The organism is Paracholeplasma vituli, from assembly GCF_025446935.1.
Classification (GTDB): Bacteria; Bacillota_I; Bacilli_A; order Acholeplasmatales; family UBA5453; genus Paracholeplasma; species Paracholeplasma vituli.
The window spans coordinates 1-21,855 of the sequence record NZ_JAOEGN010000005.1; the positions used below are offsets into that span (position 1 = coordinate 1).

Annotated in this window: 21 protein-coding genes and 1 tRNA gene; all 22 read right to left on the minus strand. The window is 39.4% G+C overall.

From position 1 onward, the window contains the following. Positions 1-225 precede the first annotated feature (225 nt). The 22 genes from N7603_RS03315 to N7603_RS03420 all read right to left on the minus strand — a co-directional run bounded on the left by N7603_RS03315 (position 226) and on the right by N7603_RS03420 (position 21,849). A tRNA-Ser gene (locus N7603_RS03315) sits at positions 226-318 on the minus strand. A gap of 78 nt (positions 319-396) precedes the next feature. Then, positions 397-1,107, minus strand: coding sequence for an Rv2686c family ABC transporter permease subunit (locus tag N7603_RS03320; RefSeq protein WP_262095923.1), 711 nt, complete (start codon positions 1,105-1,107; stop codon positions 397-399). A gap of 2 nt (positions 1,108-1,109) precedes the next feature. Beyond that, the gene (locus N7603_RS03325; RefSeq protein ID WP_262095924.1) at positions 1,110-1,847 is read right to left on the minus strand and encodes an ABC transporter permease; all 738 of its coding nucleotides are present in this window, start codon (positions 1,845-1,847) and stop codon (positions 1,110-1,112) included. After that, entirely contained in the window at positions 1,837-2,697 is an 861-nt protein-coding gene (locus N7603_RS03330) for an ABC transporter ATP-binding protein (protein ID WP_262095925.1), read from the minus strand. Before N7603_RS03330 ends, N7603_RS03325 begins: the two co-directional genes overlap by 11 nt. A gap of 82 nt (positions 2,698-2,779) precedes the next feature. Then, positions 2,780-3,511, minus strand: a complete 732-nt coding sequence (locus tag N7603_RS03335; protein ID WP_262095926.1) for an ABC transporter permease — start codon at positions 3,509-3,511, stop codon at positions 2,780-2,782. Between the two features lie 3 nt (positions 3,512-3,514). After that, positions 3,515-4,411, minus strand: coding sequence for a hypothetical protein (locus N7603_RS03340; protein ID WP_262095927.1), 897 nt, complete (start codon positions 4,409-4,411; stop codon positions 3,515-3,517). Next, entirely contained in the window at positions 4,395-6,155 is a 1,761-nt protein-coding gene (locus tag N7603_RS03345) for an NADH-dependent [FeFe] hydrogenase, group A6 (RefSeq protein ID WP_262095928.1), read from the minus strand. The genes N7603_RS03340 and N7603_RS03345 overlap by 17 nt, the downstream gene beginning before the upstream one ends. Next, positions 6,152-7,963, minus strand: a complete 1,812-nt coding sequence (locus N7603_RS03350) for an NADH-quinone oxidoreductase subunit NuoF (RefSeq protein WP_262095929.1) — start codon at positions 7,961-7,963, stop codon at positions 6,152-6,154. The genes N7603_RS03345 and N7603_RS03350 overlap by 4 nt, the downstream gene beginning before the upstream one ends. A 2-nt stretch (positions 7,964-7,965) precedes the next feature. Further along, positions 7,966-8,337, minus strand: a complete 372-nt coding sequence (locus N7603_RS03355; RefSeq protein WP_262095930.1) for a (2Fe-2S) ferredoxin domain-containing protein — start codon at positions 8,335-8,337, stop codon at positions 7,966-7,968. Continuing rightward, a complete protein-coding gene (locus tag N7603_RS03360) occupies positions 8,321-8,845 on the minus strand; it encodes an ATP-binding protein (RefSeq protein ID WP_262095931.1) in 525 nt (174 codons plus the stop codon). Before N7603_RS03360 ends, N7603_RS03355 begins: the two co-directional genes overlap by 17 nt. Continuing rightward, the gene (locus N7603_RS03365) at positions 8,838-9,515 is read right to left on the minus strand and encodes a PHP domain-containing protein (RefSeq protein ID WP_262095932.1); all 678 of its coding nucleotides are present in this window, start codon (positions 9,513-9,515) and stop codon (positions 8,838-8,840) included. Before N7603_RS03365 ends, N7603_RS03360 begins: the two co-directional genes overlap by 8 nt. Beyond that, positions 9,512-9,844 carry a DRTGG domain-containing protein gene (locus tag N7603_RS03370; RefSeq protein ID WP_262095933.1) on the minus strand — a complete coding sequence of 111 codons (333 nt, stop codon included), beginning with the start codon at positions 9,842-9,844 and terminating at the stop codon, positions 9,512-9,514. The genes N7603_RS03365 and N7603_RS03370 overlap by 4 nt, the downstream gene beginning before the upstream one ends. Then, positions 9,816-10,262: an ATP-binding protein gene (locus N7603_RS03375; RefSeq protein ID WP_262095934.1), complete on the minus strand. Its 447-nt coding sequence runs from the start codon at positions 10,260-10,262 to the stop codon at positions 9,816-9,818. Before N7603_RS03375 ends, N7603_RS03370 begins: the two co-directional genes overlap by 29 nt. After that, a complete protein-coding gene (locus N7603_RS03380) occupies positions 10,256-10,639 on the minus strand; it encodes a hypothetical protein (protein ID WP_262095935.1) in 384 nt (127 codons plus the stop codon). The genes N7603_RS03375 and N7603_RS03380 overlap by 7 nt, the downstream gene beginning before the upstream one ends. Further along, a complete protein-coding gene (locus N7603_RS03385) occupies positions 10,626-11,120 on the minus strand; it encodes an NADH-quinone oxidoreductase subunit NuoE family protein (protein ID WP_262095936.1) in 495 nt (164 codons plus the stop codon). Before N7603_RS03385 ends, N7603_RS03380 begins: the two co-directional genes overlap by 14 nt. Positions 11,121-11,322: 202 nt before the next feature. Further along, positions 11,323-12,327, minus strand: a complete 1,005-nt coding sequence (locus N7603_RS03390; RefSeq protein WP_262095937.1) for a LacI family DNA-binding transcriptional regulator — start codon at positions 12,325-12,327, stop codon at positions 11,323-11,325. A gap of 65 nt (positions 12,328-12,392) precedes the next feature. Beyond that, positions 12,393-14,225: a glycoside hydrolase family 3 protein gene (locus tag N7603_RS03395; protein WP_262095938.1), complete on the minus strand. Its 1,833-nt coding sequence runs from the start codon at positions 14,223-14,225 to the stop codon at positions 12,393-12,395. A 13-nt stretch (positions 14,226-14,238) separates the two neighbouring features. Next, positions 14,239-15,153, minus strand: coding sequence for a glycoside hydrolase family 16 protein (locus N7603_RS03400; protein WP_262095939.1), 915 nt, complete (start codon positions 15,151-15,153; stop codon positions 14,239-14,241). A 1-nt stretch (position 15,154) separates the two neighbouring features. Beyond that, positions 15,155-16,309 (minus strand): ABC transporter permease subunit, encoded by a 1,155-nt coding sequence (locus N7603_RS03405; protein ID WP_262095940.1) that lies wholly within the window; start codon positions 16,307-16,309, stop codon positions 15,155-15,157. Then, positions 16,299-17,309: a carbohydrate ABC transporter permease gene (locus N7603_RS03410; RefSeq protein WP_262095941.1), complete on the minus strand. Its 1,011-nt coding sequence runs from the start codon at positions 17,307-17,309 to the stop codon at positions 16,299-16,301. Before N7603_RS03410 ends, N7603_RS03405 begins: the two co-directional genes overlap by 11 nt. A gap of 12 nt (positions 17,310-17,321) precedes the next feature. Further along, a complete protein-coding gene (locus N7603_RS03415) occupies positions 17,322-19,790 on the minus strand; it encodes a DUF5696 domain-containing protein (RefSeq protein ID WP_262095942.1) in 2,469 nt (822 codons plus the stop codon). After that, positions 19,777-21,849 (minus strand): YIP1 family protein, encoded by a 2,073-nt coding sequence (locus N7603_RS03420; RefSeq protein WP_262095943.1) that lies wholly within the window; start codon positions 21,847-21,849, stop codon positions 19,777-19,779. Before N7603_RS03420 ends, N7603_RS03415 begins: the two co-directional genes overlap by 14 nt. Positions 21,850-21,855: the final 6 nt, after the last annotated feature.

Genomic DNA, 21,855 nt, shown 5'->3' on the forward strand with positions numbered 1-21,855 from the left:
CTACAAAATGACTAAGAACGCTCCAATCGCCGACATGGCGGGAATGGACTAACAGTGACGAAAACGCCCAACAGTGCAAACTGCTGGGCGTTCTTTTAATCTTAGGGTGTAGTTATTTGACGTTTACACTTATAGACTTGTTTTATTTAAAGAAAAAAGGGATTATCTCCCTATTTTCATATTCTTTAAAGTCGATACTATTGTATCAACACTGTCGTGCTAATATGGCGGAGAAAGGGGGATTTGAACCCCCGCGGCGACTTCTCGCCCTACTGGTTTTCGAGGCCAGACCCTTCAGCCGGACTTGGGTATTTCTCCAGCATTTTTAATTATAGCATATAATCATTATATTTCAATTCATAATCAAAAGAATCCACCAAATTGTGGATTCTTTTTTTAGATTTGAACACGTTTTCGATACTTCCAAAATAACAGTCCGATGAATCCAAAATTAACAACAAACCCTAGTATATAATACAAAATCTCATTCAAAAAATAATCTCCGGGTATCATCGACATCGATACAATTCTCGCAACCCAAAATCCTGGAACCATCCCTAAGAAAACCTCAGTCCAATTAGTCAAAAATAGCGCCGCCATCGGAATCATAACGATGATTCCAGTGGATTTCATAAAGACAAACCCTTCCACTTTATTAGATACGAAAGCATTGATGAATAACGCAAGCATCGGTGCTTGTAGAGAAGCGAGTAGTGAAATACCGACCATGTTCATAACTGAGGATTCAAATAACTTTGTAATGAAAACCAATAAAAAGGTTGAAATCACACCGAGTATATAACTCATCATGAGTATAATCCAAATATAGTCAGATACTTTAATTGGTGTAATCCGGAGTGAATACAAAACTTGGTCATCCTGATCATCAAGGAGTGTAAAGCCTGTGATTGCTCCAAACATGAATGAAGTCATGATGACGAACATCAAAGCGACGATATTTGCGACTAAATCCCCCACTTCAGTTCTTAAGTATGGGATTAAGAAATAGGCGACAATCCCGATGATGATTGGATAAACCATAAAGAACGCATACATCTTATCTCTAAATATATTCTTTAGTTCATGCATCAATACACGTTTAAACATGACTAAATTCCTCCTTGCTTGATTGCGTAGGTTTTATAAGCTCTTTTTACATAACCAAAGTATAACGCAACCGTAAGGGAAATAAGTACCACATAACTAACTAGAGTCGCTAGGACGAACTTACCTGTAAAACCGAATGTGATGAGTTCAATAGAGGCTTGTGCTGGTGTAATTAATAAGATATAACGCCACACTTCGCCTTTAAAAGCCAAATCAAATTGATGCAATAAAGAAGGTATAGATAACAATATGATGAACATCATTACCCCAAGTAACATGGAGGTAAAGTCTTTAGAATGATATGAAAATACATAACCCAATAAACTGTGGAATACAAGGGATAGTATTATCCCAATAAGCATCCAAATAAAATGAACTTCTACTTCTTTAATAAAATAAAATACCAAAAGAATCAGTACACTAGAGAATAACAGATGGATTGTGTTCGCAATCACTTTGGACCAGATTTGTTCACCGGTAGAAATCGGTGTGACTAATAATGTTGAGATGGTTTGTTCCGATTTTTCAAAAAACAAAATTGAACCGATAAAAATGATACTCATCATGGTGACTTCCATTTGAATAATGAGCGGTAATAGCCGACTTAATATATCCATATCATCAATGAAATATAAGGCTAATCCCCAAATCAGTGCGACTAAGAAAGAAACCAATGTCACACGGTATTTATTCAGTCTTAACAATTCACCTTGAATCAGATAAAGGATTTTAGGACCCATGATTCAACCCCACCCCTGTCACTTGAATGAAGATATCTTCAAGGGTTGTTTCGCCACTATGGATCGTTTCAACAGTTTTAGTTTGAATCAATTCTAAGAAATCTTTATTTTGACCAATCTCATCCATAGGGAACACTTTGTTCTTAGTTTGGTGGTCTTCTAAGTATTCTACTTTAATGGTGCGTTTACCATACTTAATCTTCAAGTTTCTTGGCGAATCGATCTCTTTGATTTCGCCTTCGACGATGAACGCAACTCGGTCGCACAGTTGATCAATATCGGCCATGATGTGTGAAGTAATAAAGACTGTCCCACCTTGATCTTTAAATACTTTGATTAAATCCTTTAAAATCTTCGCGTTCAGTGGGTCTAACCCATTGGTCGGTTCATCTAGAAAGAGCATCTTTGGGTCATTCAACATCGCTCTGACAAAATTTAACCTGATTTTCATGCCCTTAGAGAATTCTGAAACCCGTTTGTTTCGGTCTTCCCAAAGACCTACCTTTTTGAGTAAAGTATCGATATCGGTGTTACGCTTATATAACTTCTTGAAGAACTCGATGTTTTCCATCGCTGTTAATTTTGAAAAATGAATCGGCATTTCAAAAGACACCCCAATGTCTTCAAAAAAGCGTTGATCCCAATCTAAAAGCGATTTGCCATCATATAGGATTTGGCCTTGATAGCGGTCTAAAAGTTTAATCAGGATCTTCTGTGTCGTACTTTTACCCGCACCAGATGGACCAAGAAACCCAAAAATCTCCCCTTTTTTTATCTCAAAAGATATTCCCTTTAGGGTGGGTTCTGAGTTTTTAGGATACGTGAATACAAGGTCTTTTACTTGAAACATACAGATCAGTCCTTTCGGTTGATACTCACTTATATTTTACATTAAGAACGACAAAAAAAGAAAAAAACACAAACGAATTGTGCTATTTATTTTGAATAGAGTGGTTCCACCGCTTAATTTGTGATTCTATCAAAAAAGTTGAAACAACCAATAAAATGGTAATCGCGAAGATTTGATCATAGGCCAGATTGGTTCTTGCTTGATAGAGCAACCGTCCAATACCGTTACGATACTGTGTGATGAATTCTGCCATCACAATGACTTTTAGACCTAAACCAAGTGATTGTAATAACCCAAGAATTAAATAAGGTTGAATCATCGGCCAGTATAGGTATTTAACCCCTTGATAAAAGCTCCCCTTTTCGAGTCGATAGACATCGATATAGCTAGAATCTATCGCTTGTAAACCACTGAAAATCGCTTGATATAATAACGGAAATACCATTAAAAATGTGATTGCGTAGGTTGCTAAACTAAAATGAATCAATACATAGATGACTAGAATAACAGATACAAGTGGAATGGTTTTTAATAAAACAATATAGGGCTCTATAAACGCTTCAATGTGTTTATATTGATAACTTAAATAGGTCATAATAAACGCTAATAGGAGCGAGATGCCGATACTGATGCCAAGGCGCACAAAAGTGTGCGCGATTGCGAGTAGGGCATCCCTGCTGCCGAAAAGCCTCATTAGGGCTAGGAAAGTATCTTCAATGCTTGGCATTAAAAGTGGGTGGTCGACCACAAGATAGACCACATACCAAACCATGAGGATCGATAAAATTGAAGAGTAAGTCATCCATTTTCGCATAAATTACCTATAAAATGAATCGTCTGGAAGTTTTCCTATAAACGCTTGATTAAAAGCGTAAATGCGTTCAAAAAGGTCAATAAGTGCTGCTTTGGATGCGTACGCATCCTTAAATTCGATGTGTGAGTTTGTGATTGCTTGTTGATAAATGGATTCCGGTAACTCGATACCGACCGTTTTCAGTTGTGTATACGCATCAGTACTCGTCTTAATTTGTTGAATCGAGGACGTTAAATCACGAATGAGTTTTAATCTCTTTTCACTCGATACGTTTTTGAGGACAAATACACCGGCTTGAGGAAAACCATCCATTTGTGTGATTTCTTGATAGTGGACTTGTAAATCCACTTTATGAACAACCTGTTTCGTCTCGAGGATACTTAGACTGGGTTCTGCTATTAAATAAACCTTGGAGGAATCTAATAAATAAGCGCTTGTGATCGCGGCGACAGAATCCAAATACGTAATATCGTACTCGATTTGATACTGATTGAAGATAAATTGAATCAAGAAATCCGGAATTTGGTTTTCCCCAAACGCAGTGACTTCTAAACGATTTATGGTCGATAAATCGATAGATGTCTCACTGATTAAATAATAGTTACCCCAGGTGATGACCCCGACTAACGGATAATTAGGTTTCGCATTATAGAGTTTGGCACCTAAATTGACTGGTGCGATGATGACATCGTATCCAATGTCATTAAACGCTGCAGTTAATGCCTCTGATCCACTCACGACTGTCGTTTTATACTCTGAGTTGGTTTGAAGATAACTGGTTGCGTAGGCAGGTCCACCCGTTGGAATGAGTATTTCAAGGGTGTCTTTACGACATCCACTGAGGCTAAATAATAGGGTAATTAAGAGGCCTAATAAGCCTTTTTTACTCAATTTGAGCATATGGGCTTCTCTTTTTATAAGTGGTATGTAAGAGCTCATGAGACTTCTTCGAATGGGGTTCACCTAAGAAGTTTTGATAGAGTTCTAATACGAACGGATTTTGATGACTCTTGCGTAAGTGTTGTTTTTCATCGATCTTATATAGTACACTCGCTCTTAACGATCTTACATCGTATTTTTCTTGGTCTTTCGCGGTCACTACAGGTTGTCCGCCACCATTGATACAACCCCCTGTACAACCCATAAATTCCACGAAATGGTATTGTTTATCGGTAGTTTTTAAGTGTTCAAGGAATGCTTTCGATGCGGCTCCACCATGGACGACAGCAACATTAATTTCTTTACCTTGAAGGGTATAGGTCGCCTCTTTAACATCCTGGGTCCCACGCATTTCTAAGAAATCGATTGGAGTTTCTTTATTCTCTAATATTTCTGAGACTGTTCGAAGCGCCGCTTCCATAACCCCACCAGTCGCACCAAAGATAGCACCGGCTCCGGTGTAGGTTGCCAACATCCCAAATGGTTTCGAATCTTCAAGATTCCTAAAATCAATCCCACGTCGTTTAATGAGTCTTGCGAATTCTCGAGTCGTTAAGACGTAATCGACATCTAGATTTCCATCTCGACCCATACCCTCTCTACGTGCTTCTGCTTTTTTAGCGATACAAGGCATAATCGATATTGAAACGATATCTTTGGGGTCAAACCCCATTTTATCTGCATAATACGTTTTGATGAGTGCACCAGCCATTTGTTGAGGGCTCTTACAACTCGATAAATTGGGTATAAATTCTGGGTAGTACAGTTCAACTAGGTTAATCCAACCGGGTGAACAGGATGTAAACATTGGAAATGGACCATCGTGTTCTAAACGATGAATAAATTCAGTACCTTCTTCTAATATCGTTAAATCGGCTGTGAAATTGGTGTCCATGATTTCATCGACACCCAGTTCTTTAAGCGCATGGAACATTTTACCTTCAACATCCGTACCAATCGGATAACCAAAGGCTTCTCCTAAGGCCGCTCTGACTGCAGGTGCAACTTGAACAACAACTTTTTTCTTAGGGTCTCTTAAAACGCGTTCAACCGCTTTGATATCGTCTTTTTCACGTAAAGCCCCTGTTGGGCAGGCCCCAATACATTTCCCACAGTAAATACAACCAGCATCGTCTAAACTATGAAATAATGCGGGACCTACATAGGTTTTATTTCCACGATTATTAAAGTTTAAAACCGATAATCCCGATTGTTTTTCACAAACTGAGACACAACGGCCACATAGAATACATTTACTGCTATCGATAATCATGACACCGTTGTCATCTTGATAATAGTAATTATCTTCATCAAACATACCGTAAAGTTGTGAGAACTCATTATCGATGGAGTATTTTCGAAGTAAGTCTAGAAATTCACAGTTATCTTCTCGTGAACATTTGAAACATTCAAAATGGTGACGGTGGGTCAAAAGTTCTAGATTCATGCTCACCGTATCGTAAACGTCTTGGTCATCGGTAAGGATGTTCATTCCTTCTGTGACTAAAGTCTTACACGCTGGTTTTAAATTCTTTTGACCTTCGATTTTAACACTACATACTCGACAATTCGCTTCTTCGTGAACGTCTTTTAAGAAGCAAAGACGTGGAATGAAGACATTGTTTTTGGTTGCAGCTTCTAAGATGGTTTGGTCGCTATCGACCGTATATGGTAGCCCATTGATGGTGATATGTACAGGTTTCATAGGGATACTCCTTGGTGTAATGGTTCAGAGGTGATGGCACCGACAGGACAAGCTTTCTTACAAGCACCACACTTAATACAAATTTCTTGGTCCAAAATGTGAACTTGTTTTGGCCATCCTGAGATGGCGTTCACTGGACAGTTCTTCGCACATTTTGTACATCCGATACAGTTATCGTGGATGACGAAGTGTGTAAGGTTTCGACACACCCCAGCTGGACACGTTTTATCGGTCACGTGGGCAATGTATTCTTCTCTAAAGTGCTTGATCGTAGATAACACTGGATTCGGAGCCGTTTGTCCAAGACCACAAAGTGAGGTTTTCTTAATCATTTCTCCCAGACGTTCGAGTTCATCGATGTCTTCGAGTGTACCTTCTCCTTCACAAATCTTATTGAGGATATCAAGCATTTGCTTAGTACCTTCACGACATGGCGTACATTTTCCACAGGATTCATCCACAGTAAAGTCTAAATAGAATCTGGCTACGTCGACCATACAGTTGTCTTCATCCATGATAATCATTCCACCTGACCCCATCATTGAACCTAAGGCCGTTAAGTTATCAAAATCAATCGGGGTATCTAAATCTTTTTCGGTTATGCAACCACCGGAAGGTCCTCCGGTTTGAATCGCTTTAAATTTGCGTTTACCGGGAATACCGCCACCAATATCGTAGACAACTTCACGTAGCGTAGTTCCCATTGGAACTTCTACTAAACCGGTATTATTGATTTTGCCACCTAATGCGAATACTTTCGTCCCTGGTGATTTCGCGGTACCAATCGATCTAAAGTAATTCGAACCCCGTAAGAAAATAATCGGGATATTCGCTAAGGTTTCGACGTTATTGACGTTGGTTGGTTTACCCCAAAGACCTTTAACGGCAGGAAATGGCGGTTTTAATACCGGCATCCCGCGGTAGCCTTCGATGGATTTAATGAGTGCGGTTTCTTCACCGCACACAAACGCACCAGCCCCGAGTCTAATGTCAATATTAAAACAGAAGTCAGTACCTAATATATATTCACCTAACAAGCCATATTCACGGGCTTGTTCAATCGCGTTTTGAAGTCTTTCTACCGCGACTGGGTATTCTGCTCTGACATAGATATAACCTTGTTTTGAACCAATCGCGTAACCACAAATGGCCATCGCTTCCAAAACGGAATGAGGGTCACCTTCGAGAATCGCACGGTCCATAAAGGCACCGGGGTCGCCCTCATCGGCGTTACAAATAACGTATTTGATGTCGCTTTGAGAACTTCTCGCAAACTGCCATTTCATCCCCGTTGGGAATCCACCGCCGCCACGACCTTTTAAGCCTGAGGCGATGACTTCATCAATGACACCTTCAGGAGTCATTTCAGTTAGCACTTTACCTAAACCTAAATAGCCATCTTTCGCAATATACTCATTGATATCCAGCGGATTGATTTGACCACAATTTCTAAGAGCGATGCGGCGTTGTTTCGCGTAAAATTTGAGTTGGCTCATTTGTTTAATCTTGGTTTTAGCAATCGGGTCGTTAACCATGAGGCGTTGTATTGGACGACCTTTTAAGAGGTGTTCTTCACAAATGGCTCTGACATCGGATACCGTAACGTGTGAATAGAATGTTTCATCGGGATAGACTACAATGACCGGTCCTTTTTCGCATAGACCAAAACAACCGGTCAAAACAAGCCCGACTTCGGATTTAATGCCCAACAATGTGAGTTCATTTTCAAAGGCTTTCTTAATCTCTTTTGAGTGTGAACTCATGCACCCTGTACCCCCACAGATGAGGACTTGAATACGTTCTAACATGGTTATTTGTCCTTTCTCTCTGAGAGTAAATACTTCGTTATGGGTTGATGGTTAACGATATGACGTTCCACAATTTGTCTAACCATCGGAATCGTCAAAGCACAGTAAATATAGGACTGTCCGGATTCATCAATGATTTCTGCCATCGGTTCATACGCACATTCACCCATGCACCCAACTTGGGTCACAGTGACATTCTTTAAATCGTGAAACTCACATTGTTCCAAAAATGCGTTGAGAATGGGTCTAGCACCTGAAGCAATCCCACAGGTCCCCATCCCTACTTGCACGCGAAAACCATCTTTTTGATAACGCATCGTCATCTTTTTTAAGGATTCATCACGGAGTTTCTTTAATTCATCTAGTGTTTTCATTAGCCACCTCTATTAATTTGTTCTTAACGATTTCGTATAATTGGTTGCGACGCTTGAATGTCTTGGGTAGTGAATCCAAACCAAGTTCATCCAAATCAACACAAATTGTATTAAAGATAAACGTAAAATGCTTTATATCTTGATGCATGTAGATATCTGAAACCAATTCAGCTAAATCACCCATTTCAGGGAAATCAATGTGTTTCGAGTTAAAACCTAAAAAGAGGGTTGTCCCGATATTTTGTTTAGATTCGATTTTAAAATAGCCATCGGTTTGTTTCGTTAAATCGTGGATTAGGGAAAGGCCTAATCCCACTTTTCGAGTGGTTCTAGAGGTGTAGGTGAAAGATTCTACTCGTTTTAAGGTAGCTTCATCCATACCGATACCATCATCTTTAATCAAGACCTCTAATAGGGGTCCTTCACTAATCGTGAGTTCAATATGCTTTGATTTGGCTTGTATTGAATTTTGAATGAGGTCATAGATATAATCGGTTAATCTAATCATGTCCAAAATACCTAAAGAAGGCTTCTATCGACAACGTGTCGAGCTCGATTTGATTAGGTTGTCCGACTTCTAGAATATCGATGATCTGGTGTGCATCGGAATTATATAAATCGTTATTATGCTTTTTAAGGTCAGGGTTACGATATTCAAAGCCATCTAATGGATAGGACTGAGTATAGGCTAACCCACTTCTACTTTTTTTATCCATATGGGCATAGATGAGAATGTAATCAAATGGTTTTAGAACATCGATCAAATTCTCTATACCAAGTTCTAATGGGGTCGCTAGCAAGTAAGGATACATTTCTACGACTTCATCGTCGATGTTACACATCCACTGTTCACCATAATAGTCCGTATCGTAGGTTTGTTTGGGTAAGTAGGTTTCAAGGATGTGATCAAACTGCATAGCTTCCTCGATATGTTTGAAGTAACATAACACATCGAAACCCTCTTTAACAGTGATTTCAACCCCAGGTATGAATAAAAAGTCATAACTCTTCGATAATTCGTAACAGACTGGAATTTGTTTTAAACTGTTGTGATCGGTAACACTGATGATATTTAGCTGTTTTAATGACGCCATATTAAAAATATTATTTGGCGTCATCAGCACATCCCCGCAGGGGGATAAAACACTGTGGATATGGAGGTCATAGGCATATTTCATAGTAACCCTCTTAAAACTAAATCCTGAATGACTTCATGGGTTAAATAGGTTGTCTTAATGACGGTTATTTGAGCTTCTTTCGCTTTTTCTATAAAGGCATCCGTCAACAAGGCATCCTGCGTTAATATCACGATTTGGAGGTCTAACATCGACATCACATTCAATGTCGATTGACTACAAATAAGTGTGATGAGGATATGATCTGGACGCATGTGCTTAATGGCTGTAGAAAGTAAGTCAGTCGCGAAAACGCCCTTGAATGAACTATCTTCAGTACCAGTTAATCTTTGGTACTGTTCGTTATGTAGTAATGTGGACAGGTAAGCCATCTCGATCCCCCACTTTAAAAAACATCTTTAAATGTGTCCCTCTAGGACTAGAATGAATGGTGAGTCTGTCCGAGAGTTCTTTCATATTATTTAGCCCCATACCGGCTCCAAACCCATTGATATGAGCAATTTCAGATGCCGTAGAGTAGCCCTTTTTCATAGCTAGTTCGATATCCAAAATTCCAGGGCCATCATCGTAAAAATTAAGTTCGATAGTATCATCCAAAATTTCGTAGGTCATGTACCCACCCACTGAATGGATAACTACATTGATTTCTGCTTCATAAGAGGCAGAACAGACGCGACTGATAAACGTTCGAGGGTATAAAAGATTCCCCTTAAGATACCGTTTTAAATCCGAGGAAGCTCTTCCAGCTAAATCAAAGTTTCCCGCAATGATTTGATGTTCTTTTACCATTGAATGTTGTATTTTACGCCACGTATGCCTAAACCATAAAGAACACCACTCGCATTGAACATGGTCGTTTCTGTGGTTAACAACATGACGTTGGCTTCGTGTGCCAACATAATGACTTTCTCAGAAGGGATTTTACCTCTGACCAATAGTACGACATCCACATCGAGCATTTCCGCTGTTCGGATGGATTGTTGTGTGGCTAAACCCGTGATGAGGATGGTGTGTTCAAGAATTTTTGGATCTTTGACTGAATTCATAATGACTAAAGCATCACTCATTAAATCCGAACAGAAAGCAAAGTTTATGTCTTTATCCTTCATCAGTGAGGGTGTGTATGTTTTCGCTTCCATCAAATCCATGATCTCAATTAGTTTCATGTGGAAGTTCCTTTAGTTCTTTGATTGTTTCTTTTACCTTACTAACATTCGCATTTCCATGAATCGCACCATCAACAGAAAAAACAGGAGCGAGGCCACAAGCTCCAATACAGCGGGTGGAAACCAACGTGATTTCGCCATCAGGTGTCGTTTCTTTTTCTTTAATTTTAAGTTCGTTTTCCAAGGTTTCCATCAGGTTCTTAGAACCACGAACATAGCATGCTGTACCTAAGCAAACCGCAACCGTATGTTCTCCTTTAGGTGTGACTGAAAAGTTGCCATAAAAAGTGACAACGCCATTGATTTTAGCGATACTTTCGCCAAGTTCTTCTGAGATGATCTTTTGAATGGATAAAGGAATATAGCCAAAAATGGTCTGAGCATCATGCAATGTAGGCATGAGTGGACCTGGTTTCTGTTTGTTTTCCGCCATTCTAGCATAAAAAAGGTTAATCTTTTCTTGACAAAGATGGTCATTCATATTCATTTTTCTCCTGTTATGTATCGGTTCTTACACCCTCATTTTAGCATAATCTATCTTAATTACTAGACGATTTTTTATATAAATTATATATAATTAAATGATAACGGTTACAACGATTGGATTGGTGTAAATTTTCAATGAAATTAATCTGTAAAAAAAATACCCAGCCTTTTAGCTGGGTATCCATTTAGTTCACATATTAGTGATTACTTTTCTTTTTACACGAGTCTCTAACGACTATGGTCGCATCTACAATGATGGGTTTAACGGTTCTATGACCTTGAACTAACATGTCGATTAACGCGTCACACGCCTGTTTCCCAATCGCTTCGATATCTTGTTTCATCGTTGTCAATTTAGGCGTACTAATATCACAGATGGAAAGGTCATCGAATCCGATGATCGATACGTCATCTGGGACATGGTATCCATGGTTTTGAAGGTAGTGCAACGCTCCAATCGCCATTAGGTCAGATACTGTACACACTGCGTCAGGCAACCCATAAGTTTCAAATAGATTTTTCATCGTCTTGTATCCTTCATCATAGGAATAGGATTCATTCGAATGGTTCTTGATGTAATACGGTTCTAAATTCTTCTCTTTGATGAAATCTAGATAGCCTTTAAGACGTTCCCGTCCAATAAAATTCGAATAGGAACCATTTAAAAATGCAATCTTTCGATGACCCAAATCGTATAAATACTTACAAGACTTCTTGATCGCGTTATACGAATCGGTGTAAATGGTGTTTTTGGATTGATACCAAGGGTCAAACATCATCAATGCGAGGTCGCTATTGATCAGCTTTCGTACAGATTCAACAGACGTACCTGTCGAAATCACTAATACTGCGTCCACATTCTTCGAGATACAGTGTTTTAAATAGTTCTGGCTAGTACCATTATCCGATAGGAATAGGATATCGTAGCCTCTACCTTGAACATTACGACGAAAGGCTTCTAAAACGGATGAAAAGAATAGGTTTTTAAGACCGTATTCGACTTCGTATACGACACCAACTGTATCGGCACGTTTACGAACCAAACTTTGTGCGGTGGCATTGGGTGTATAGCCCATTTCAGTCGCTAAATTCATTATTTTTGATCGCGTTTTTTCACTTATTTCACTGTATCCATTCAGTGCTTTTGATACAGTAGACGTTGAAACCCCTAATTCTTGTGCTATTTTTGCTATGGTTACCATCCAAATCACCTCAGACTGCTTTCCATTATACTCGGATAAAACGATTTTTGACTTGTAAATTTATATTAAGAATTATACTTTAAACCCGAACCATACCCGAAGAGATACTCACTTGGGTCATACTCTGGGTCTAACATGGTGTGCATTGCTTGTTCAACGGTGCGTGGGTATGTGTATGGTAAGATACCCTTAAAGTCATAATCCCCATAAAGAACATCTGTTATGCCTAAACCTTCAGTCCCCGGTAAGAATGCCATCACAAAGGCATCAAAGCCATCGATGTAATCGGTAATGAGTAGTGGTTTAGAACTCAGCATGATTGTAATAACAGGTACTGGACTGTTCGCTAATTGATTAATCCACTCCAGGTTACTAGCATAGCCAGTATCACTGGATAATGACAGCGCAACGGAATCCCCCATCATTTCAGCATGTGGTTTTTCCGCTAACACAAGGACTACTGCATCGACTTTATTAATATCTTCAATCGAGGTATAGATAGTGCCTGTTGTAACTGATTCAAAGGCTTGTTGAATGGTAGTTCCTGCTGTTTGAATATTGTCTCCACCTTGCCACGAAATGGTCCATCCGCCTGATTGGATCCCGATGTTATTCGCACCAGGTCCGACGACTAAGATGTCTTGATCCTTTTTAAGTGGCAATGCTTGGTTTTCATTTTTTAGTAGTACAAGGGATTCACGTACTGCTTGTCTAGCAATAGCTAGAGAAGCTTCATTGCGAAGATCAGACTTTACTTGAGCTTTTTTAACAAATAAACCCATTTCATACTTCACTGTTAAGATACGTGAAACCGCATCATTAATTCGTGACATTTGAATCAGATTATTATTTACACCATACTTGATGGCTGCAATCACATCTTCAAAATTATGTGGTTGCATCAGCATATCGATACCCGCATTCACAGCTTCAATGACTTTACCTTGAAAGGTAGTTTTCTCAATGTTATCAATCCCGTTGTAATCAGAGATAACAATCCCTTTAAAGCCCATTTCACCCTTGAGGGTATCGGTGATTAAAGGTTTATTTTGATGCATGGGTACGCCATTTAAGAGGCTATAGCTGACCATGATGGTCTTCACACCTGCTTCTATCGCTTCTGCATATAAAGGTAAGTGGATGGTTTCCAGTTCAGTTTGTGAAATAATGGAATTACCACGGTCGAGTTTTCCAGATAGACCGGTACCGTAAGTGGTATAGCCATCGCCAACAAAGTGTTTAGCGGATCCCGCAATACCGTGAGTTTGAATACCTTCAATATAGGGTTTAATCAAATTCATTGCCACGGCTGGATTTTCACCGAGTGTCTCGTAAGTACGACCCCAACGTTTATCCTTAATTAAACCTAAAGATGGGGAAAAATTATACGTGATCCCCGTTTGTGATATTTCATAGGCTGTCGCTTCACCAATCGCTCTCATGAGCTCTGGGTTATTAGCAGCAGCCAATCCAATGTTATGCGGGAAAATGGTTGCGTCTTTTACGTTATTGTGGCCATGTACCGCATCCACACCATAAATGATGGGAATGCCAGAACTGCTATCCACCGATGCATTATAAAACGTTTCATACATTGAATACCAGTTATTAACAACATTCATAGCTGGGGCGTTACCGCCACCATTTAAAATCGATCCGATATTCAGTGCTTTAGCTTTCGCAGGGGTAATGCCATTGCCATTATTTGAGCGTTCTGCTTGGATCATTTGGCCGACTTTTTCATCTAATGTGAGGTTGTCAATCCACCAAGCCACTTTTTCTTCTATCGTATCGTATTGGTCTGGTCCTTCTTCGATGACCACTGGTGGTTTCTCTTTACAAGCAACCAAAAAGACACCAATACTTAACATCAGTAATATATAAAATAGTTTTTTCATAAGTCTCCTTCAGTTATTGGTTACGTCTTAATGATTGAACGGTCGGTGATTGATACACGCGAACGTAATCAACTTCCATGCGCCAAGGGAAACTATCATTATCGATACCTTGTACGGCACCCCAATCCCCACCTACTGCGATATTAAGCAATAAATGGAATGGGTTATCAAATGGCCAATGCGCATTTTTTGGTTGAGCCAATAATGCCAAAGGACGATAGCGGTAATAAGTTACGCCATCAATCTTAAATAGGATTTGGTCAGGGAACCATTCGATTTCATAAACGTGGAATGCAGCGGTTGCATCCGAAACCACTTTGGATCCACCTTTTTGGGTATTAATCTTCTGGTTATACGCTTGTGTATGGATACTACCATGGATACGATTTGGGTCGTAACCCACATGTTCCATGATGTCGATTTCACCACTATTTGGCCAAGCACCATAGATGTAATTGGTTGGTAACATCCAAATTGCTGGCCATGAACCACGTCCTGTAGGGACTTTAGCATTGACTTGAATCTTACCATATTTCCACTGTGCTTTATTACGGGTCACTAGACGGGCTGAGGTATAATTCCATGTTCTATCGCCAGAAGTATACGCTTCTTTTTTGGCTTCAATGATGAGTTTCTCACCATCGACCCAAGCGTTGTTACCATTATTAGTATAATACTGTAATTCATTATTACCAAAACCACTTCCACCGGTATCGTAATCCCATTTTGAGGACTCTGGAAGACCTTCATAATCAAACTCATCCGACCACACTAAATTGTAATCGTTAATGGCGTCTGCATTGTATTCATACCCACAAATTTTGCAATAAGGGGTTGGTGTTGGTTCTGGTTTCGGTTCTTCTTGTTTACATGAAGCAAGGAGGGGTGCTGAGATAATCAGCAACCCCAAAATAAGCCATTTTTTCATATTATTCACCTGTCATACCGGTACGTTCAATACCTTCAATAAACTTACGTTGTGCCAATAGATACAAAATCAACAAAGGCAAAATCGATAAGAACGTTGCTGCGGTCTTATACCCTTCGTTAATAAGTGCAATTCCGGCATCATCAGGGTTCGAACCAGCTTGACCAGCGAATTGCGAGTCAAACAAGGCGAGACGTGATACGATGAGCGGATTTCCACTATTAAAGAAAATAGTAGCCGTATAAATGTCATTCCAGTTCCAAATGAATGCGAAGAGGAACACGATGATGATGATTGGTACGACCAGTTTGACATAGATGTACCAAAATACTTGAAGTGATTTCGCACCGTCCACACGTGCAGCTTCATCAAGCGATACCGGAATCATCTTAAAGAAGTTATAGAAGATGAGAATTAAGATCGCTGAATTAATGCCTTGTCCAAAGAGGGCTAAAATGACTTGAGGGTATAGGGTTTGGAAAAGTGTACGTTTGATGATGCCATCTAAGAAGGTATCCATAAAGAGCGTTTCAAAAATTGGAATCCAAACTTTATCCTGTAAGTTACTAAAGAGCATGATTCTTGGAATCGTCACCATTGGTAATGGGATAATAAAGGAAAGTAATACCATGGTGAACCAGAAGTTTTTAAACTTAAAGTTAAAACGTGCGAACGCGAATCCTGCAAATGCGGTAATGACCGTTTGAATGGATGCGAGGATAAAGACGTTACGAATACTCTTGAACAGGTTCCCTGGGTTGGTGAAAATGCCACCAATGCGTTCACCAAAGGACAAGCCTTCAGCGATTAAGGATGGTGGTAACAACCCTAAAACACGGTTCGAAACGATGAAGTTAGAGAATGATAAGCGTGATGGTATCCAACTAACTTCAGGGTCTAATAGGTCTGCACGTGTCATGAATGACATCGAAATCATTCTTAAAATCGGAAATAAGAAAACATAGCTAATCCCAATCAATAAGGCATAAACTGCCAATTTACCAATGAGACCGTTCGCAGCGGAGTGACCAAACACCATTTTTTTGAGCTTGTCACTCTTCAGGAAATCGACCATGGTTTGGTAGGTTTTCTTAATCCAAGCGACGCTTTGTTTAAAAACGTGTTTTGCTTTGGTCAAAAAAGTATCATTCGACATGGTTCTTCTCCTTTCTGCGTTTAATCATACGATTCACAAATTCCTTAACCGTTTCATTTTGATAACGGTGTCTGTGTTGTTGTCTTTGGAGACGTTTAACAAATTTTTGTTGTTTTTCTTGTAAGGTTTCTTTATAGACATCTTTATCACGTTCTCTTAATAAGAAGAAAATGAGGACGATGAATAATAAGACTACGAACGAGTAGATCAATACGACTGCAGCAGCGAAGCCTAAACCATTGGTGTAATTGTCATTGATTGTACGAATAATGAATGCGTACATCGGATTGATTTCGAATATCGCAATCTGGACAACCGTGAAGATCCCTACAACCAAAGCCGTGCTCTTCAAATTCGGTAAGCTTATCTTCCAAAGCATTTGCCAGGAGTTCGCACCGTCAATTTGAGCCGCTTCAAACAGCTGTGAATTGATTTTTTGGAGCCCGTTTAAGAATAGAACAATTGGAATCCCAGTGAACCATAAGATGGTTGAGAAGTTGTTGAAAATCCCAACAAGCACTCCCGCTAATGTATCTGAGTAGTTCGCAATCATTCTAAAGACTAAGATACTCGACACATCAATGAGTTCTGTGGCTCGTGAAGACCCTAATTGACTGAGTACTGGCCCAGACATCACAACGACTGGGAAGAAAAAGATCAATCGGAATCCCGATCTAAACTTGATTTTGGTATTTAACAAAATCGCTAAGATGAGGGACAACACGAGAATAGCTGGAACATAAGATAGTTCCACAATGATGAATTCAATTAATAACGGGGTGAAATTGGTATTTCTAACAAAAGCGGTAATGTAGTTTTCTAACCCCGTGAACGTATTGTTCCAACCATTGATATCCTTAACGACGTTATTGAAGGAAAGGATGATGGTATAGAATAATGGATACAGTACGAATACTAAAAATCCAATAATCCAAGGTAGGAGGAACAAATAGGCGGATAGGTTTTGATTAATCGGTTTTCTTTTACGTGATTTAGCCATGGTGTCGTCCTCCTATAATACGAGGCCGAACGCTTCGGCGTTAACGGTCACGCCAGCATGCGTATAGGCTGTATCAGTGTAGTTAATTACAATCTTAATGCCATTGTCGTAAGTATTTAAAATGACGCCTGGCGCTAAAACGGTACGGTTGATCCATTTCGCATTTTGAACACTGGATAACGCTGCATTCATTTGCGATTGAACGTCACGAATCATATCCATGTAATAAATATACTGTGTGGAATAATAATCCGCCGCATTTGTAGATGCGAGTTCATAGGATGGATTATGGGTTAATACAAAGGCAGGATACGTATTGTAGTCAATCATTCTTAAGATATCTCTTTGGTTATAGAATGAGAAGTTAACATACGTGCTGTAGAGTTCCATCGATTGGTTTAAAACCAGTTGAAGGAATGGTACAGTATCGGTTTGTACTAAGTATTGACTTGAGAACATTGGGGTTTGTAAGTAGCGGTCCGTGTAGGCCCATAGATACTGATTCGGTTTGACTGCGTTAACTTTATGTTTCGCTTCGATTTGTTCTAATGCGCCTTGATAAAGTTCAATCGCTTTGCTTACAGAAGTATCTGTACCCGAATAATCACTATAAAGCTTATTGGTAAACCCTTCAAATGTCATACTTTGGATACCAAGACTGCGGGTTGCTTTTTCATTGGATTTGATCCAAGAAACAATTTTGGATGGTCTAGCAAAGTAGAATTCTTGTGTGACACCAACTTTTCTGCGGTCCATTTCTTCCATGTACCAGCCATTCACGTGTTTTGATACATTTCGAGTTAGACTCATTTGCTTTTCAGTGACTTGTGTATAGTTGAGTGCTAGTGAAACATCAATACCTTCTTTAGCAAGATTCGTGATGACTTTATCGAACTCACCTTTACTACCAATTGAATTACTCCAATTCGGTTTCGATTTATGACCAAGGGTAATGCCACCTTTTTGATAACCATAAAGGCCACTGTTGATGTTTGTAATGCCCTCATCTTGAAGTTGATTTAAAATCTTATCGACTTGTTTAATGGTGGTCACAACCACGTCTTGGGTACCGACTAAGGCATTTTTCGCATCCGCCATGACAAAGTCAATACGGGTTGGAATATCGCCTGTAACAGGGTCTTTGTAATTGAGAATGCCACGATCATGAAGAATATCACGGTATTTAAGCGCCATACCGACATAATCTGCCGAATAGCCTGTTGTTGATCCGTCACCACTTAGGAATGCATAATTCAAATCAATGTTGAAACGGTTACGTGTTTCGAATAGAGATGGGTAATTCCCACCAAATTCGTTATAGTACTGTGTATAGACTTTATTGAACACAAAACGGCTATGAATGATGTTATAGTTCGTTAAGTTATACGAATCCGATGAGTCGTTTGGACGTGCAATGACTTGCATGAATTCTTCACCAGAGGTTGCATAAGCTAGAAATGCAGCTTGTTGATTTCCAACTGCTACACCAAATAGTGGCATGGTTGGATTTTCAAATGGTACATAATTTGGCACAGAATTGAAGTGTTGTCTCAACTGTGCTAAATCTTCACTGTACACATTTCCAGTATACCCAGAAAGCTTAGAAGCATAATCTTCAAAACGGATTAAGGCACCACTACCATCTGGAACCAGCATATAACCAGGATTTCTGAGTTTAAGCGTTGGAATATCCCAATCTTCGGTAACTTTGTTGTATTCGAATTGCTTACCACCATAAGCACCCATAAATGGGGCTACGGTGATTGCACCCAGCATATCGATGTCTTCGCCACCAAGTTCCTCATCACGGATTTCAAACCGAATCCCATCCAATGAGAAATAAACGTGGACTTTGATTTCAATATCGATACGTTTGAAATTAAAATCGACACGATAGTGGGTATCATCGTTGTTGATTTTGTTCACTTTAGAGGTATCCATGGAATCGGATTTACGTTCTTGAACGGATTCGGTTCCTGGATTATTTGGGTCTTCTGCGATGATAAATGTCTTCGCTGAACTACCAATTGTGGTGGTTGGGTTAGCGACATTTTCACGATTAAAGTATTCAATGGTGATTAAAGAGTTCGCAATCCCTTCACGGGTATTGTTCATTTGATCTTCAATCGGTTTCGCAATGGCTTCAATTTGTTCGGGTGTTGCTTCTGGATTTTGATCGATGTAGAGTTCTACGGTACGTTCAATGAACTGATCGTAGTCATGGTCAATCCCCGTCTTCCAAGTATAGCCGTTTCGACGGTCTGTAATCGCAAATACACCGTTGTGTTGTTTATAGTTGAATATGAAATTTTCGTTTCGGTGAAGCTCAGTATACCCCTCTGTGTTAAGCGGTACAATCACGGCGACATCCGGTGGCATCTTCGTATCTTTATTGGTTTCAATGTAAGCTGCATTGACGACATAAACGTGGGTGATTAAAAGTGTTAGTAAGAGAATCAGTATTTTTTTAGTTTGTAACATTTCTAATCGCCTCCTTCACAATGGCTTCAATGAATAGATAAAGTTGTTGCCACATCGAAATGATGATGATCAATACAATCGCTAGAATGAGTAAGAATAAAATGCTCATAATGATACTTCTTAAAGTTTGTTTACCTGTATATTGGTGCGTTTCACTGATACCTATAAAAATCAGAATACCTGTCCACACCCAACCCACATTCATTGTGATATCCAAGAAGAATACCTCATCTTGGGTAAGCACGAACGATAACGCAGTAGTTGCTGCGAATGCTATTAATAGAGGTCCTAATGAATAAATAAACATTAAGAAGATATTCTTAAGTGTACCAATACCATCGTTAATGGAGGTATCTAAGTAGTTTGTAATCACAAATAGAATGGTTAACGAGAAATACCCTAAAACGAGTGCAGTAATATCTAAGTCTTCTGGTGCAACATATTGGTAAATAAAACCCTTATTCGCACTGTAATTGATAAATACTAAGAACAAGACAAGATATATGGTAAGTGCTGCAATCATTGAGCCTTTCTTACCGACTTTGATATCGTAATAAGAATCGACTGGATGTCTCATAACCTTAAAGATCATCAATAAGTCTGCGATGAACTTCATCTTGAATACATTCTTCATGGGCGTCATATAAGTAGATATCTTACCTGGTCCATGTGCTGTTTCACCATTTGGTAACACATAGGTGCCTGTTTTCTTATCGACGTATTTCAATACTGTGTAGATTGCAAATAAGCTGACACCTAAAATGATGACTAAGCCTAATGAATTTTGAATGTTTACGTTTCTGACTTCCCACGAAGCGACTGAGTACCCATCACGATTACCTGCTAGTTTAAAGTGTTTCATCGCTTCATCGTACATTTCGATTTGTAAGTAAGACTCACCAATCTTATTGTGTGCGATGACAGACATTTGGTTCAGTTCTAGAACTTCATTCCAAGCGTCGATGGCTGCTTCGTATTGACGGGTTTCGTATAGATTGATAGCCTGATATATCTTGTTGGCATAATCGGTTGGTTCGAATGATTGTAAGAATGCCTTTTGATCGTCTAGCGCGAAGATTCGACCATCGTTTCGAATCGCGATGGCAGCGAGTTTCGAGAAGATCCCAGCAACGTCTTCATTCGTTGAACTTGATCCAGCCCCGAAGCTGAAAATGAATCGGCCTTGTTGGTCATAAACGAAAATCGTTCCAGATTGCATCCCGGCATAGATGATGCCTTGCGCATCAACATAAATATCTCTCGCGTCATCCCCGGATATACTTTCATCGAAAATATTACCACCTTGGGTATTGTGCTTTTTGATTGCGTTAAAACGTGTCGACATCGTAGTTGTATAAATCATCGAGTTTTTGTCGATGAATAAACTGGAGAATGTCGCTGGATCACGTTTTGCGATATCGTCGAATTGTTCTTGTGAGAAGATTAATTGATAGAATCTTTGAATCGGATTTAAACGGATTTTATTGGTGGTAAAGTAACCTAGGAATTCACCTCGATTAGATAGTTGAATAATCCCACTGTTAACGCCTTCGCCATAGATATACATATTCCCGCGGTTATCGACCACGATCTTACTTGGTGCGAATGGCGTATCGCCAAATGAAATCGCGGTAGGTTGTGTATATTTTTCAACAAAGTTCATACCTGAGTCAAAACGGAATACCGCTTTGGCTGTCGAGTCTGCTACATAAATACCACGACTTGAAACGAATACACCTTTTGGTGTCACAAATTCTGGATAGGTAAGAGTACCTAATACCGAATTGGTATAGGTATCATACTTCACGATTCTCGCATTACCTGTGTCCGCAATCCAAAGGTGATTGTCTTCATCGAAAATCATATCTTCAGGTGCTTTTAAACCTAAACTCATGTTGGTCTTGTCCGGTAAATACGCATCTTGAGTGCGGACGTAACGGCCTTTCGCATTCAGTGTCATTGTATAAAATGTCGCTGGGGATGCAAATGTTTTTTGATTAAATAACATCAACGTCATAGAGACGATGAGGATCAAAATTAAACCTTTTAGTTTTCTCATCAGATC

Bases quoted from the DNA above. Each gene is read 5' to 3' on its own strand.
- N7603_RS03320 (WP_262095923.1), bottom strand. From the start codon at position 1,107: ATGTTTAAACGTGTATTGATGCATGAACTAAAGAATATATTTAGAGAT.
- N7603_RS03325 (WP_262095924.1), bottom strand. From the start codon at position 1,847: ATGGGTCCTAAAATCCTTTATCTGATTCAAGGTGAATTGTTAAGACTG.
- N7603_RS03330 (WP_262095925.1), bottom strand. From the start codon at position 2,697: ATGTTTCAAGTAAAAGACCTTGTATTCACGTATCCTAAAAACTCAGAA.
- N7603_RS03335 (WP_262095926.1), bottom strand. From the start codon at position 3,511: ATGCGAAAATGGATGACTTACTCTTCAATTTTATCGATCCTCATGGTT.
- N7603_RS03340 (WP_262095927.1), bottom strand. From the start codon at position 4,411: ATGCTCAAATTGAGTAAAAAAGGCTTATTAGGCCTCTTAATTACCCTA.
- N7603_RS03345 (WP_262095928.1), bottom strand. From the start codon at position 6,155: ATGAAACCTGTACATATCACCATCAATGGGCTACCATATACGGTCGAT.
- N7603_RS03350 (WP_262095929.1), bottom strand. From the start codon at position 7,963: ATGTTAGAACGTATTCAAGTCCTCATCTGTGGGGGTACAGGGTGCATG.
- N7603_RS03355 (WP_262095930.1), bottom strand. From the start codon at position 8,337: ATGAAAACACTAGATGAATTAAAGAAACTCCGTGATGAATCCTTAAAA.
- N7603_RS03360 (WP_262095931.1), bottom strand. From the start codon at position 8,845: ATGATTAGATTAACCGATTATATCTATGACCTCATTCAAAATTCAATA.
- N7603_RS03365 (WP_262095932.1), bottom strand. From the start codon at position 9,515: ATGAAATATGCCTATGACCTCCATATCCACAGTGTTTTATCCCCCTGC.
- N7603_RS03370 (WP_262095933.1), bottom strand. From the start codon at position 9,844: ATGGCTTACCTGTCCACATTACTACATAACGAACAGTACCAAAGATTA.
- N7603_RS03375 (WP_262095934.1), bottom strand. From the start codon at position 10,262: ATGGTAAAAGAACATCAAATCATTGCGGGAAACTTTGATTTAGCTGGA.
- N7603_RS03380 (WP_262095935.1), bottom strand. From the start codon at position 10,639: ATGAAACTAATTGAGATCATGGATTTGATGGAAGCGAAAACATACACA.
- N7603_RS03385 (WP_262095936.1), bottom strand. From the start codon at position 11,120: ATGAATGACCATCTTTGTCAAGAAAAGATTAACCTTTTTTATGCTAGA.
- N7603_RS03390 (WP_262095937.1), bottom strand. From the start codon at position 12,327: ATGGTAACCATAGCAAAAATAGCACAAGAATTAGGGGTTTCAACGTCT.
- N7603_RS03395 (WP_262095938.1), bottom strand. From the start codon at position 14,225: ATGAAAAAACTATTTTATATATTACTGATGTTAAGTATTGGTGTCTTT.
- N7603_RS03400 (WP_262095939.1), bottom strand. From the start codon at position 15,153: ATGAAAAAATGGCTTATTTTGGGGTTGCTGATTATCTCAGCACCCCTC.
- N7603_RS03405 (WP_262095940.1), bottom strand. From the start codon at position 16,309: ATGTCGAATGATACTTTTTTGACCAAAGCAAAACACGTTTTTAAACAA.
- N7603_RS03410 (WP_262095941.1), bottom strand. From the start codon at position 17,309: ATGGCTAAATCACGTAAAAGAAAACCGATTAATCAAAACCTATCCGCC.
- N7603_RS03415 (WP_262095942.1), bottom strand. From the start codon at position 19,790: ATGTTACAAACTAAAAAAATACTGATTCTCTTACTAACACTTTTAATC.
- N7603_RS03420 (WP_262095943.1), bottom strand. From the start codon at position 21,849: ATGAGAAAACTAAAAGGTTTAATTTTGATCCTCATCGTCTCTATGACG.